Here is a 14,189-nt window from a genome sequence, read left to right as displayed (position 1 = left end):
CAGCGCGGACGGCCAGCCATTCGCTTGAATGAAACCAGACAACGATATAAAGAAATCTTTATATCAGGCGGAGAGACTTCATGACCCGGACCATCGTCGCCTCGGCGACACGAGAGATCATCATCGGCTTCGACCAGCCTTTCTGCGTCATCGGCGAGCGCATCAACCCGACCGGCCGCAAGAAGCTGGCCGCCGAGATGATCGCCGGCAATTTCGAGACCGTCGTCAAGGATGCGCTGGAACAGGCCGCCTGCGGCGCCACCATGCTCGACGTCAATGCCGGCGTCACCTCCGTTAATCCGAACGAAACCGAACCCGGCCTGCTCGTGCAGACGCTGGAGATCGTCCAGGGCCTTGTCGACTTGCCGTTGTCGATCGACTCGTCGGTGACCGCCGCCATCGAGGCAGCGCTCAAGGTCGCCAAGGGCCGGCCGCTGGTCAACTCCGTGACCGGCGAAGAGGAAAAGCTCGAAGCCATCCTGCCGCTGGTCAAGAAGTACAACGTTCCGGTCGTCGCCATCTCCAACGACGAGACCGGCATTTCGATGGATCCGGATGTGCGCTTCGCCGTCGCCAAGAAGATCGTGCAGCGCTGCGCCGATTTCGGCATTCCTGCGCATGACGTCGTCGTTGACCCGCTGGTGATGCCGATCGGCGCGCTCGGCGATGCCGGCCGCCAGGTCTTCGCGTTGCTGCGCCGTCTGCGCGAAGAGCTCAAGGTCAACACCACTTGCGGCCTGTCCAACATTTCGTTCGGCCTGCCGCACCGCCACGGCATCAACGCCGCCTTCATCCCGATGGTGATCGGCGCCGGCATGACTAGCGCTATCATGAACCCGGTTCGCCCGCAGGAAATGGAAGCCGTGCGCGGCGCCAATGTGCTCAACGGCACCGACGAGAACTGCACCAACTGGATCCGCACCTACAAGGATTACAAACCGGCCGAAGGCGGCCAGGCGGTCGCAGCGCCCACCGCCGTTAACGCTCCGGGCGAAGGCGGCGGCAATGGCGGTCGCCGGCGCGGCGGCCGTGAAGCCCGCATGGCCAGGGGATAAGCGCGCAATCGTGAACTCGCCTGCAAACATTACCGATCCGCTCGTGCTGTTCATGCCGTCAGGCAAGCGCGGGCGCTTTCCCGTCGGCACACCGGTGCTCGATGCCGCGCGTCAGCTCGGCGTCTATGTCGAGAGCGTCTGCGGTGGCCGCGCCACCTGCGGTCGCTGCCAGATCGAAGTGCAGGAAGGCAATTTCGCCAAGCACAAGATCGTCTCGTCCAACGACCACATCTCGCCCAAGGGCGCCAAGGAAGAGCGATATGAGCGCGTCCGCGGCCTGCCCGAGCGGCGGCGCCTGTCCTGCTCGGCGCAGATCCTCGGCGACCTCGTCATCGACGTGCCGCAGGACACGGTCATCAACGCCCAGACCATCCGCAAGGATGCCGACACGCGCGTCATCGCCCGCGATGCGGCAATCCGCATGTGCTATGTCGAGATCGAAGAGCCCGACATGCACAAGCCGCTGGGCGATCTCGACCGCCTCAAGATCGCCTTGATGAAGGATTGGGGCTTTAAAAACCTCGAATTCGACTTCTACCTGATGCCGCAGGTGCAAGGCATACTGCGCAAGGGTAACTGGACCGCGACCGCGGCCATCCACAAGGATGCCGAAAGCGACATCGCCCGCGTCATAGCACTCTGGCCCGGCCTCAAGAACGAGGCCTATGGACTGGCCTGCGACATCGGCTCGACCACCATCGCCATGCATCTGGTGTCGTTGCTGTCGGGCCGCGTCGCCGCTTCGTCGGGCACCTCCAACCCGCAGATCCGCTTCGGCGAGGATCTGATGAGCCGCGTCTCCTATGTGATGATGAACCCGGACGGCCGCGAAGGCATGACGGTCGCCGTACGCGAGGCGATCTCGGGCCTGGTCGACAAGGTCTGCGCGGAAGGCAATGTCCAGCGCAACGACATCCTGGATTCCGTCTTTGTCGGCAATCCGATCATGCACCATCTGTTCCTCGGCATCGATCCGACCGAACTCGGCGGCGCGCCCTTCGCACTCGCCGTCTCGGGCGCGGTGCGCATCAAGGCCTCCGATATCGGCCTGAAGCTCAACCAGGGCGCCCGCCTCTATATGCTGCCTTGCATTGCCGGCCATGTCGGCGCCGACGCCGCAGCCGTGACGCTGTCGGAAGGCCCGCATCGCCAGGACGAGATGATGCTGATCGTCGACGTCGGCACCAATGCCGAGATCGTGCTTGGCAACCGCAAGCGGGTGGTCGCAGCCTCCTCGCCCACCGGTCCCGCCTTCGAGGGCGCGGAAATCTCCGGCGGCCAGCGCGCTGCCCCCGGCGCAATCGAGCGCGTGCGCATCGACCCCGATACGCTGGAGCCGAAATACCGCGTCATCGGCTCTGAACTCTGGTCCGACGACCCCGGCTTCCTGGATAGCGTGCAGGCGACCGGCGTCACCGGCATTTGCGGCTCCGGCATCATCGAGATCGTGGCCGAAATGTACCTCGCCGGCATCATCTCCGAGGATGGCGTCATCGACGGGTCGCTGGCCGAGCGGTCGCCGCGCGTCACGGTCAACGGCCGCACCTTCTCTTATGTCTTGAAGGAAGGCGAACCCAAGATCACCATCACGCAGACCGACGTGCGCGCCATCCAGCTTGCCAAGGCGGCGCTCTATGCCGGCACCAAGCTTCTGATGGAAAAGCAGAACACCGAACACGTCGACCGCATCCATTTCGCCGGCGCCTTCGGCTCGTTCATCGATCCGAAATACGCCATGGTGCTCGGCCTGATCCCGGACTGCGACCTCGACAAGGTCTCGGCCGTCGGCAACGCCGCCGGCGCCGGTGCGCGGATGGCGCTGCTCAACCGCGGCTATCGCCGCGAGATCGAGGACACGGTCAGCCACATCGAGAAGATCGAGACCGCACTGGAGCCGAAATTCCAGGAGCATTTCGTCTACGCCATGGCGCTTCCCAACAAGGTCGATCCGTTCCCGAAACTGTCGGCGGCGGTGAAATTGCCGCCACGCAAGACCGTCAGCCAGGATGGCGTCGCCGGCGACGCCGCCCCGCGCCGGCGTTCGCGTGAAGGCCATGCCGCCAGGCGCAGCCGGGAATAAGCCACCTTACGAAGGCCGCCAATTCGACCAATTTCATTTGTATGCAAATGTTTCCAGATCGCACCGATCTGGAAACCGAAACGCTGTTTTGGCGCAATACGTCCGATACAGACGTGAAGCATTTAACGGACATCGAATGGCGGACCGGACTATTCCGCCGCCACAACGCTCCAAAGGAGAATAGAGATGTTCGAGACCCTCGGCCGTTTTCGTGCGGCCATGAAGAATGCACAGGCCGTGCGCGCCATGAACAACCTGCCACCCGAAATCCAGAAGGACATCGGCTGGCCCGTGTCGCCGCGCATCGACGCCCAGACCAACCTGTCGCGTCTGATCCTGGGCTCGGGCCGCTGATGACCTTCGCCGACAAGTGCAAATTGCTGACTAAGCGCCGGGGCCGCCGCATGGTCCCGGCTGCGACCGACATCAAGCTTCGCGCCGCGCTGCTGCCCCGGCGCTGAGCCGCGCTGCGCAAAACAGCGGACCTGGCTGATCAAACAACCGTGTTGGCTTGGGCCAGAATCTTGACATTTCGGCTGGAGGTACGATCTTCGCGACAGTGGGGGAATTCTCTTAGTCGGCTGCGGCCGAGCTTGTGTAGGCGAATGCCCAGTTTCAAAAGCCACCTCGTTTCCTTCATCCTCCGGCACAGCCGCAAGAAGGCATTTGCCAGCCCGGAAAACCTGCAGCGCTGGATCGCCTATGCCCGCAAGACCGAGGATCATCATCCCCCGGCATTGCTGCGGGAGCGGCTCGATATCACCGAGCGCAGCGTCGATGGCTTCCCTGTCTATGAAATCGCGCCGAAGGCCGGCGAACGCAGGCGCATCCTCTACATGCATGGCGGCGCCTATGTCTTCCAGATCACATCCTATCATTGGGGGTTGATCGCCGAGGTGGCCGAGCGCTTGGGTTTCGGCATCACCGTGCCGATTTATCCCATCGCGCCGGAGCATGATTTCCACGCCATGTTCGGCATGGTCGGCGACGTCTACCGGCAGATGCTGGATGAGACCGACGCTGAAGACATCGTCTTCATGGGCGATTCCGCGGGCGGCAACATGGCCGTCGTGCTGACCATGATGGCGGCTGAGGAAGGCCTGCCCTTGCCGTCGCGCCACGTGCTGATTTCACCCGGCCTCGACATGTCGCTGTCCAACCCCGAAGTGTTCGAGGCGGAACGCAACGATCCGTGGCTCGGCATTTCCGGCGGGCTGGAAGCGATCCGCATGTACAGTGCCGGCATTGATCGCAGCGACTGGCACATCAGCCCGCTCTATGGCGACCTCGCGGTGCTGCCGAAGACCCTGCTTCTGACCGGCTCGCACGACCTGCTCAGCCCCGACAATCTGATCTTCGCCAAAAAGGCGCGCGCTGCCGGCGTCGACGTCGAGGTCGTCTACGAGGAAGGCATGTTCCACGTCTGGCCGCTGATCGAGATGCCGGAGGCGCGTCGCGCCAGGGACAGCATCGTCACCTTCCTTGAAGGTGAGCCAACTGCGCGGCGCACGGCGCGACCCGCTCTCGCGGCGCGCCCCGCCCAAGCAGCGGAATAGCAGAGCAATTCCAGGAAAAGTGTAAAACGGTTTCCCGGGAAAAGCGTGTAGCGCTTTCCCTTGGGAATTGCGTCAAAACAAGGAGTTAAAGCGGCTCGCGTTTCCGTGAAACGGTGAACCGCTCTAGAACTTGCCGGTTTCGCGGAAAAGCTCGAACGTCGCACGGATATGGTCGGCGACGGCCTTGACCGGCGCGCTGGCGTCCGGCGACACCACCATCGCCAGATTGTAGGTGCCGATATCGGGCATGCCGTCCTTCGGGCAAAGCTCGACCATGTCGTTGCCGAGGAATGACTTCGGCAGCGGCGCAACCGCGAGATCCGACATGATGGCGGCGCGCTGGCCTGCCGTGTGGGCGCTCATATAGGCGATGCGGTAATTGCGGCCTTCACGGCTCAGCGCATCGAGCGCGCCGGCCCGCCAGGCGCAGCCCTCTTCCCACAGCGACACCGGCAAAGGCTCGCGCAGATGCGCGCTGCCGCCCTTGGCGCCGGCCCAGACGATCGGCTCGGTGAGCAGCACCTCGGCGCCGAGTGCGCTGGTCTTGTAGGAATTGGTCAGCAGCGTGATGTCGAGCGCCCGGTCGTCCATGCGGCGGCGCAGATTGCTGCTCTGGTCGATGGTGACGTCGACGGCAATCGACGGATGCGACTGCGCGAAACGCTTCAGCACATGCGGCAACACGCGCTCGCCATAGTCGTCCGGCGAGCCGAGCCGCACCACGCCGACGATCTCGGGGATGATGAACTTCGACACCACCTCGCGGTTGATCGACAACAGCCGGCGGGCATAACCGAGCAGCATCTCGCCATCCGTGGTCAGCGTCACCGAGCGCGCATCCCGCGCGAAAACAGAGCGCCCGAGAATGTCCTCGAGCTTCTTGATCTGCATGGAGACCGCCGACGGCGTGCGGAACACCGCATTGGCCGCCGTGGTGAAACTGCCGGTCTCTGCAATGGCCACGAAGGTGCGCAAAACGTCGAGATCGAGCAGCGGCAGCGGATGATTGAGTGGGGCGTTCATCGGGATCGACCTTCAATTTTTCTGATGTGAAGCATCATTCCATTTCGTTTGATTGAACATCAGATTGGGAGGATAGTCAACTCCATCGAAGGCAGGACGTGCCATGGCTCCAACGCTCCTGACACGGAATTGCACTCGATGCGGAATATCCAGGCGACGGAACGCGTTCATGCGGGACGTGCCACAACCAAAGGAGAATGAAATGTCTATCCTGTCATCCATCGGTCGGCTTGCGACCGAATTGAGCGCGGCCCGCGCCCGCTTCCAGACCGAACGTGCGATCCGCTCGCTGCCGATCGAACTGCAGAAGGATATCGGCTGGCCTGAAGCTGCCGACACCAAGACCGGTGCACGCCACGGCGTCGGATCCTGGGCTGGAGCAAAGTAAACCATTGTGTACCTTGTGCTGAAGGCCTGCCGCGCAGACCAGCCCGGCAGGCCTTCTCTATTGGCCCTGCAGGCTTTCTCCAACTTATTTGCACTCAAATGATTTTCAGAGCCGTGTCGCCGCTGCATGGCGCATATGCGTCACTTGCATGGCGCCTCAATGTCGCCGGTAACACACTGTAAGTAATCGTAAATTTTGGGCACCATGCCCAATAATGTCGCAAACGATGTCGCATTTCCATTCAAGCGCTTCGCATTTGCGATTTAGTTTCTGCTCACGCAGGCCTATATCACCGTCAGCAAACGAGCTGCCCCACTCCATCAAGCGAAGGCGACCCGTCTGAGCAACCGATAGGAGATGATGATGAAGCTTTTTGCCCGCCTCTTTGCCCGCCGCGAAATGAACCTGACGACCGCTCTCGAGCGCCAGCGCCTTGCCAATACCATGCCCGGCCAGACCGGTGCCATGAATGCGGTGCGCCTCGGTTTCGTTGCCTGAGATAACGGCTAGCGCTCAGCGCTTCCCTGCCGCTGCCGATAGTCGATAACAGCGCCGCTTCGGCTTGACCGAAGCGGCGTTTCTCATTTTTGGCACCTATGCCGCCGCCACCATGCCCAATCCGTCGGCAGCCCGTGCCTGTCATCCCGGACGATTGCTCATTTGCGACCCATGTCGCAAATATAGTTTCCGCTTAGCCCCCTAGCCGATTGACAGGAATGGTTTTTCCTGATGTCGCTGTGCTGTTCGCGACATCCTGTTCGCGCCATGGCCGCGTGAGGTTCCCTTGAACGCCGTAAAGCATCCGATCAAGCGATCGTTTGTATTCTTCCTTGTCCCGGACTTCACCATGATCGCCTTTGCGACGGCGCTCGACCCGCTGCGCTCGGCCAACCGCATGCTCGGCTATGAGGCCTATCGCTGGCGCCTCGCCAGCATCGACGGCAAGCCGGTGCGCGCCTCCAACGGCGTCGAATGCGCCGTCAACACCTCGCTCGAGGAAGAGCGCAAGAAAATGGCCGGGCCGGATCGGCCGAACATGGCCATCGTCTGCAGCGGCATGAATGTCGAGCGCTACCAGAATAGGTCGGCCTTCGCCTGGCTGCGCGAGGAATACAACAGAGGCGTCGCCGTCGGCGGCCTGTGCACCGGCGCGCATATCCTTGCCGCCGCCGGCCTGCTCTCCAACAAGCGCTGCGCCATCCATTGGGAAAACCTGCCGGGCTTTTCCGAGGCCTTTCCCAAGGCCAACGTCTTTGCCGACCTCTTCGAGATCGACCAGAACATCTACACCTGCGCCGGCGGCACCGCCGCCCTCGACATGATGCTCAAGCTGATCGGCGACGATTTCGACGACAATCTGGTCAACCGCGTGTGCGAGCAGGTGCTAACCGACCGCGTGCGCAGCCCCACCGACCGCCAGCGCCTGCCGCTGCGCGCCCGCCTCGGCGTGCAGAATTCCAAGGTGCTGACCATCATCGAACTGATGGAAGGCAATCTCTCCGAACCGCTGTCGCTGATCGAGATCGCCGACCATGTCGACCTGTCGCGCCGCCAGATCGAGCGCCTGTTCCGCACCGAGATGGGCAGATCCCCTGCCCGCTACTACTTGGAAATCCGCCTCGACCGCGCCCGGCACCTGCTGATCCAGTCCTCGATGCCGGTGGTCGAGGTAGCGGTCGCCTGCGGCTTCGTCTCGGCGTCGCATTTCTCCAAATGCTACCGCGAACTCTATGCCCGCTCGCCGCAGCAGGAGCGCGTCGACCGCAAGCAATTGCTGGCGGCCTGATCCGAAAACGCACTCAGGCTTCGGCGGGCTGCGCCTGTACTGTGCGCATCGCCTCGACGCGGATATCCTCGGTCAGCCGCGCCTTGAGCGCCGAGAACTCCCGGCTGGTCTTCAGCGTATAGTGACGCGGATGCGGCAGGTCGATGGCGACATCCGACTTGATGCGGCCTGGCCGCGCGCTCATCACGATCACCCGCGAAGCCATGAAGATCGCCTCCTCGATGTCGTGGGTGACGAACAGCACTGTCTTCTTGCGCCGCTCCCAGATGCCGAGCAGCAGTTCCTGCATCAGTCCGCGCGTCTGGTTGTCGAGCGCACCGAACGGCTCGTCCAGCAACAGGATTTCGGGGTCGTTGGCCAGCGCCCGGGCGATCGCCGTGCGCTGCTGCATGCCGCCGGACAGCTGCTTTGGCCAATGGTTCTCGAAGCCCTTGAGCCCGACGAGGTCGACATAGGAAGCGACGATCCCGTCTCGCTCCTTTTCGGCCATGCCACGTTCGCGCAGTCCGAAGGCGATATTCTGCGCCACCGTTAGCCACGGAAACAGCGTGTAGGACTGGAACACCATGCCGCGATCCGGTCCCGGCCGCGTCACCGCCTTGCCGTCGAGCAGCACACGGCCTTCGCTCGGCGCTTCCAGGCCGGCAACGATCCTGAGCAGCGTCGACTTCCCGCAGCCGGACGGCCCCAGAATGGTGATGAAGTCGTTGGCCGCGACCGCAAGGTCGACCGGCATCAGCGCCTTGACCGGCTGCCCGCCGCGCACGCCGGCGAAGGTTCGCGAGACGCCTTCGATAAGCAACTTGCTCATGCCAGGCTCCAGGGAAAGAGCCAGCGATTGAACGCCTTGAAGGCGAAGTCGGACAACAGTCCGATCAGCCCGATGACGATGATGCCGAAGATGATCTGCCCTGTCGCCAGCCGCGACTGGCTGTTGATGATCATGTAGCCGATGCCTGAGGACGAACCGATCAGCTCGGCGACGATGACATAGGTCCAAGCCCAGCCGAGCACCAGCCGCAGCGTCTCGGCAATCTCGGGCGCATTGGCCGGCATGATGACCCGTTTGACGATGCCGCTGTTGGTCGAGCCCAGCGTATAGGCCGCCTCGACCAGGTCGCGCCGCGTCGAGCCCACCTTGACCGCGACGATCAGGATGATCTGGAACACCGAGCCGACGAAGATGACCAGCAGCTTTTCCAGCTCGCCAATGCCGGCCCACAGGATGAGCAGCGGAATGAAGGCCGAAGCCGGGAGGTAGCGGGCGAAGGAGACGAACGGCTCCAGAAACGCCTCTATTGGTTTCCAGGCGCCCATGGCGATGCCGATCGGCACGGCGACGATCGACGCCAGCAGGAACCCGCCGAAGACCCGCCAGATGGTGATCAATATGTCGAGCCAGAAGCGGTCCTCGACCAGCAGCCGCCAACCATCCCGCAGCATCGACAGCGGGTCGGCGAGGAAGATGCGGTTGACGTGGCCGCCAAGCGTGATCCACGCCCAGAAGGCGACGAACAGCACGAAGAAGGAAATGCCAAGCACGGTTCGAATGCCCGGCGACACCGGATGCAAGGGGCGCATCTTCAGATCGTCCGCATCGTCAAATCATCACTTGTCCAGGAGAGAGCGGCGGCCCTAGGCGCCGCCGCACAATGGTCAAAGGCCGGACTATCAGTTCGCCACCGCGCTGGTGTCGGCCAGCGTGGCAACATCTGGCGCTTCCTTGATCAACCCCATCTGCAGCAGAAGCTCGCCGGCGGTCTTGGAAAAGTCCTGGAATTCCTTGGTGAAGAACTGCTTGTTCTCCGCCTTGTCGGCCCATTTCAGGTATTTCGCCGAATCCTCGAATTCTTTCGCAGACTGCTTCACGTCGGCGCCCATGATCTCGTAGGATCTCTGCGGATCGCTCTTGATCAGGTCGAGCGCTTCGAAATAACTGTCGGCCAGCGCCTTGGCGGCGTCGGGATTGGCGGTGAGGAATTCAGGCGTGCAGCCGACCGTGTCGAGCACCATCGGGTAGTCGAGCGTGGTCGCCAATATGTGGCCCTGATCGGACTTGTCGCGCACCGCCGAGATGAACGGCTCATAGGTGACCGCCGCATCGTTCTGGCCGGCCAGGAAGGCTTGCGCCGCCGCATCCGGTTCCAGGTTGACGACGGTCACATCCTTGGTCGACAGGCCGTTCTTGTTCAGCACCCAGGCCAGCATGAAATAGGGCGACGTGCCCGGCGCCGAGGACGCGACATTCTTGCCCTTGAGGTCGGCGACGGTCTTGATGTCGTTGCGCACGACAATGCCGTCGGCGCCATAGGATTTGTCGAGCTGGAAGATCTGCTTGGTGGTCACCCCTGAGGCGTTCCACACCAGCCAGGTCTCGACCGTGGTGGCGGCGCATTGCAGATCGCCGCTGGCGATGGCGAGCGGCCGGCTGGCCTGCGGCACTTTCTTCAGGGTCACGTCGAGGCCATGCTTCTCGAAGATGCCGGCCTGCTTGGCGAGCGTCAGCGGCGCAAAGCCGGTCCATCCGCTGATGCCGATGGTGACCGATGTGGCAGCCTCGGCCGGCACGGATATTGCAGCCGCAAGCGCCAATACCGCGGCAGCGACGATGGTCTTGTTCATGTCGGTTCCCCTTGTTTTTTCGGATGCCGAATTGTGTCACAGACGCCCATGGGCTTGTCAATGAAACCGGCCCTTCACGGCAGCGTGATGATTCGAACGCTAACGCGCATCGAACATCCAGCTGCGGTCGCGCCACATCTTTTCGCCGACCTGGCAGTCGGTCGGCCGGTCCTGCGCCAGCACCACCGGCGGATGCCCGGCCTCCTCGCGCGCCCGTTGCGGCGAAGCGGCGCCGGCCAGCTCCAGCACCAGCTTGCGGCGGATGGCTTCGGGAAACTGCGTCCAGTCATTGACCGGGATCATGAAGGATCCGGGACCGCCGATGACGCAGTCGCTGTAGTAGCGGTCGAGATTGTTGACGTCATAGGCGCCGCCGAACCCGCCGCGCGTCATCAGCGGCAGGCCGTTGATGATGATGCCTTGCTTGACCACCGCGTCGCGGGTGATGTCGACGGGCGCGCCCTGGTTGTTGGGCCCGTCGCCGGAAATATCGATGACGCGCTTTGTCCCCTGAAAACCGCTTTCGGCGAACAGATCGCTGCCGAATTCCAGCGCGCCGGAAATCGAGGTGCGCCGGGCGCTGGCCGGCGGATGGGCGGAAAGCTGCGCGGCCACCCGCTCGGCATCGGCCCGGCTGGCGATCACCGTCCACGGCACGACGACCTGCTGCGTGGTCGCTCCCGCCCATTCGACATAGGTGACGGCGACCTTGCCGTAGGCGCCATCGGCGATGGCCTGCAGAACATTGTCGTGCGTCAGCGCAGCAGCATAGCCGTGACGCTGGATTTCAAGTTCGCCCGGCGACATCGACAGCGACACGTCGACGGCCAGCACCAGCTCGACGTCGACCGGCTCGGCGGCTTGAACCGGCGGCACCAGCCAGAGCCCCAGCGCCAGCGCGGCGCTGCCTGAAAGGAAATGTCGTGCGCAAGAAAAAGCAGACATACCCGAAGGTAAGCGAAAACCGGCTGCTGACAAAGCAAAAAGCCCGGCGAGGTGCCGGGCTTTTCGATGTGTTGGTTGGAACCTATGACGCTCAACTCCTCGGCTTCAAATTCTCTGGATCGTAGAGCGGCTTGTAACCAACCGCCGCCACTTCTACCGGGTAGGTCTCGCCGAAATATTCGATGGCGAGCTTGCGGCCTTCCTGGGCATGGGCCCAGGGCAGATAGGCGAGGCCGATGTTCTTGCCGATGGTCGGGCCATAGGCCATCGACGTGGTGAAAGACCGGCGGCCGAGTTCGTCAACCAGCGTCTCGCCGGTCTTCGGATCCATCACCGGCATGGTGCCGACGGGATAGCGGGCAACGCCTTTCGCATCGACGTTCTCGGTCATCACCAGCGTGCACAGGATCGCCGGCTGGTGCTCGCGGGCGCGGTATTCGACATGTTTGGCCTTGCCGCAGAAATCGTTCTCCTTGACCTTCGGTCGGGCAAGGTCGGCCTCAAGCAGATTGTACTCGGTCAGAAGGTCGGCGTTCTGCAGGCGCAGGCTCTTTTCCATGCGCCGCGTGTTGGCATAGGTCTCGACGCCGAACGGCATCACGCCGGTCGAGCGCAGCGCGTCCCAAACGGCCAGGCCGTCCTCGTAGCGCATGTGCAGTTCCCAGCCCTGCTCGCCGACATAAGAGATGCGGAAGGCGGTGACGTCCTTGCCGCCGATCCTGACCGGCTTGATCGCCGCGAACGGGAAGTTCTCCAGCGAGAGACCATCCGGATTTTCGACCACTTTCTGCAGTGTCGCCCGCGCGTTCGGTCCCCAGATGCCGATGGTGACATATTTTTCCGTCACGTCGGTGATGGTGACGTCAAAGCCTTTGTCCTGCGCGGTGCGCTGCATGTAGCGGAAGTCGCGCGGGCCGGCGTCGGCGCCGTCGATCAGCCGGCAGCGGTCGGCCATGCGGATGACGGTGAAGTCGGCGCGCACCATGCCTTGCTCGTCGAGGAAGTGGGTGTAGATACCCTTGCCGATATTGTTGTCGCCACCGATCTTGGCCGCGCACAGCCACTCCAGCAGCGCGACATGATCCGGCCCTTCGATGTCGTACATCGAGAAATGCGAGAGGTTGACGATGCCGCAATCCTCGCTCATCGCCAGGTGCTCGGCATTGGACACCCGCCAGAAATGGCGATTGTCCCACTCGTTCTCACGTATGGGAACCCGGTTGCCATACTTCTCCAGCAGATGCTCGTTGGCGGCATAGCCATGCGCGCGCTCCCAACCGCCCAGCTCCATGAAGTAACCGCCAAGCTCCTTCTCGCGCTCCCAGAACGGCGAGCGGCGGATGTTGCGGCCTTTGGAGAACGGCTCGCGCGGATGCACCGCCGGATTGTAGACCTTCATCGCCGTCTCGGTGCAGCGATCCCAGATGAACTGCTCTTTCGTCTGGTGCGGATAGAAGCGCGCATAGTCGATGGCGTGATGGTCGATTTCCGTGCGGCCGTCCGTCATCCAGTCGGCGATCAGCTTGCCCATGCCGGGGCCGTCCTTGACCCAGATGGCGACGGCGTACCAGAGGCCCCTCACCTTCTGGCTCTCGCCCATGGACGGGCCGCCATCGGCGGTCACCTGCAACAGGCCGTTGAAGGAATGGCTTTCATTGTAGCCGAGTTCGCCCAGAATCGGCGTCAGTTCCATGGCGCGCTCCAGCGGCGCCAGGATCTGCTCCATGTCGAGATCGCGCTGCGACGGCGACAGCCGCGCCTGATCCTTTTCCAGCAAATCGCGCGGATGGCAAAGACGCGGATTGGTCTCTTCGTAGTAACCCCATTCGATCTGGCCGCCTTCGGCGGTCCTGGGGTCGCCGGTGTCGCGCATATAGGCCGAATTACCCTGGTCGCGCAACAGCGGCCAGCCGATCTCCTTGCCGGTGCCGGCGAATTGATTGTAAGGCCCGAAGAAGGTCAGCGGATGGTCGATCGGCATGACCGGCAGGTCTTCGCCGACCATGTCGGCGATCAGCCGGCCCCAGATGCCGGCGCAGACGATGACATAATCGGCCATGATCGTGCCGCGGTCGGTGACGACGCCCTTGATGCGGCCTTCCTCGACGATGAGAGATTTGGCGGGCGTGTTCGCGAAGGATTTGAGTTTCCCCGTAGCTTCCGCCTGGTCGACCAGCTTGCCGGCGACGGTCTGCGAGCGCGGGATGACCAGGCCGGCGTCCGGATCCCACAGGCCGCCCTGCACCATGGACTCTTCGATCAGCGGGAATTTTTCCTTGATCTCGGCCGGTTCGATCAGCCGGGCGCGGGTGCCGAAGGATTTGGCCGAGGCGATCTTGCGCTTGATCTCGTCCATGCGGCTGTCGTCGCCGACGCGCGCCACTTCGAGACCGCCGATGCGGGCGTAATGGCCCATCTTTTCGTAGAAATCGATCGAGTAGAGCGTCGTCCAGCACGACAGGAAATCATGGCTCGTGGTGTAGCAGAAGTCCGAGGCATGCGCGGTCGAGCCGATATCGGTCGGGATGCCCGACTTGTCGATGCCGACAATGTCGGTCCAGCCGCGCTCGATCAGATGATGCGCGATCGACGCGCCGACAATGCCACCCAGGCCGACGATGACGACCTTCGTCTGTTTCGGAAACTCTGCCATTGCCCGCGACTCCAAGGGGATAAAGCGGGCGCGTCCGCGCCCGTTCGAATGGCGCACAATATGCAGAGGACGTGGATGCAG

Annotated in this window: 13 protein-coding genes; 7 read left to right on the top strand and 6 right to left on the bottom strand. The window is 62.9% G+C overall.

Going from position 1 to position 14,189, the window contains the following annotated elements; translation table 11 throughout:
- The first annotated feature begins 80 nt into the window (after positions 1-80).
- The 4 genes from X733_RS159060 to X733_RS159070 all read left to right on the top strand — a co-directional run bounded on the left by X733_RS159060 (position 81) and on the right by X733_RS159070 (position 4,691).
- Positions 81-1,055, top strand: coding sequence for a methyltetrahydrofolate cobalamin methyltransferase (locus X733_RS159060; RefSeq protein ID WP_023681781.1), 975 nt, complete (start codon positions 81-83; stop codon positions 1,053-1,055).
- A complete protein-coding gene (locus X733_RS159065; RefSeq protein ID WP_032910877.1) occupies positions 1,006-3,135 on the top strand; it encodes an ASKHA domain-containing protein in 2,130 nt (709 codons plus the stop codon). Before X733_RS159060 ends, X733_RS159065 begins: the two co-directional genes overlap by 50 nt.
- A gap of 186 nt (positions 3,136-3,321) precedes the next feature.
- A complete protein-coding gene (locus X733_RS1000000170135) occupies positions 3,322-3,489 on the top strand; it encodes a hypothetical protein (RefSeq protein WP_196813564.1) in 168 nt (55 codons plus the stop codon).
- A gap of 251 nt (positions 3,490-3,740) precedes the next feature.
- Positions 3,741-4,691 carry an alpha/beta hydrolase gene (locus X733_RS159070; protein WP_023818043.1) on the top strand — a complete coding sequence of 317 codons (951 nt, stop codon included), beginning with the start codon at positions 3,741-3,743 and terminating at the stop codon, positions 4,689-4,691.
- A gap of 123 nt (positions 4,692-4,814) precedes the next feature.
- On the opposite strand, the gene X733_RS159075 is transcribed toward X733_RS159070, so the two are convergent.
- Positions 4,815-5,714 (bottom strand): LysR substrate-binding domain-containing protein, encoded by a 900-nt coding sequence (locus tag X733_RS159075; protein ID WP_023670389.1) that lies wholly within the window; start codon positions 5,712-5,714, stop codon positions 4,815-4,817.
- A 202-nt stretch (positions 5,715-5,916) separates the two neighbouring features.
- On the opposite strand from X733_RS159075, the gene X733_RS159080 reads away from it, so the two are divergent.
- From X733_RS159080 to X733_RS159085, 3 genes are all read left to right on the top strand, one after another.
- Positions 5,917-6,102, top strand: a complete 186-nt coding sequence (locus tag X733_RS159080; RefSeq protein WP_023681786.1) for a hypothetical protein — start codon at positions 5,917-5,919, stop codon at positions 6,100-6,102.
- 363 nt (positions 6,103-6,465) lie between these two features.
- On the top strand, positions 6,466-6,600 hold the full coding sequence (locus X733_RS1000000171270; RefSeq protein WP_023681787.1) for a hypothetical protein: 135 nt from the start codon (positions 6,466-6,468) through the stop codon (positions 6,598-6,600).
- A 349-nt stretch (positions 6,601-6,949) separates the two neighbouring features.
- A complete protein-coding gene (locus tag X733_RS159085) occupies positions 6,950-7,888 on the top strand; it encodes a GlxA family transcriptional regulator (protein WP_348524244.1) in 939 nt (312 codons plus the stop codon).
- Between the two features lie 13 nt (positions 7,889-7,901).
- Here X733_RS159085 and X733_RS159090 read toward each other — a convergent pair whose 3' ends face one another.
- The 5 genes from X733_RS159090 to X733_RS159110 form a co-directional block, all read right to left on the bottom strand.
- On the bottom strand, positions 7,902-8,699 hold the full coding sequence (locus X733_RS159090; RefSeq protein ID WP_023696446.1) for an ABC transporter ATP-binding protein: 798 nt from the start codon (positions 8,697-8,699) through the stop codon (positions 7,902-7,904).
- Positions 8,696-9,469 carry an ABC transporter permease gene (locus X733_RS159095; protein ID WP_023688107.1) on the bottom strand — a complete coding sequence of 258 codons (774 nt, stop codon included), beginning with the start codon at positions 9,467-9,469 and terminating at the stop codon, positions 8,696-8,698. Before X733_RS159095 ends, X733_RS159090 begins: the two co-directional genes overlap by 4 nt.
- 90 nt (positions 9,470-9,559) lie before the next feature.
- Positions 9,560-10,510 (bottom strand): ABC transporter substrate-binding protein, encoded by a 951-nt coding sequence (locus tag X733_RS159100; protein ID WP_023688106.1) that lies wholly within the window; start codon positions 10,508-10,510, stop codon positions 9,560-9,562.
- A 99-nt stretch (positions 10,511-10,609) separates the two neighbouring features.
- Positions 10,610-11,455: a DUF1194 domain-containing protein gene (locus tag X733_RS159105; protein ID WP_023691008.1), complete on the bottom strand. Its 846-nt coding sequence runs from the start codon at positions 11,453-11,455 to the stop codon at positions 10,610-10,612.
- Positions 11,456-11,546: 91 nt separating this feature from the next.
- The gene (locus X733_RS159110; protein ID WP_023818042.1) at positions 11,547-14,108 is read right to left on the bottom strand and encodes an FAD-dependent oxidoreductase; all 2,562 of its coding nucleotides are present in this window, start codon (positions 14,106-14,108) and stop codon (positions 11,547-11,549) included.
- Positions 14,109-14,189 lie beyond the last annotated feature (81 nt).

Origin of the sequence: Mesorhizobium sp. L2C066B000, assembly GCF_000502335.1 — a bacterium.
Classification (GTDB): domain Bacteria; phylum Pseudomonadota; class Alphaproteobacteria; order Rhizobiales; family Rhizobiaceae; genus Mesorhizobium.
Note: the sequence above shows the minus strand (reverse complement) of the source record. Positions and strands in the feature narration are given on the sequence as shown.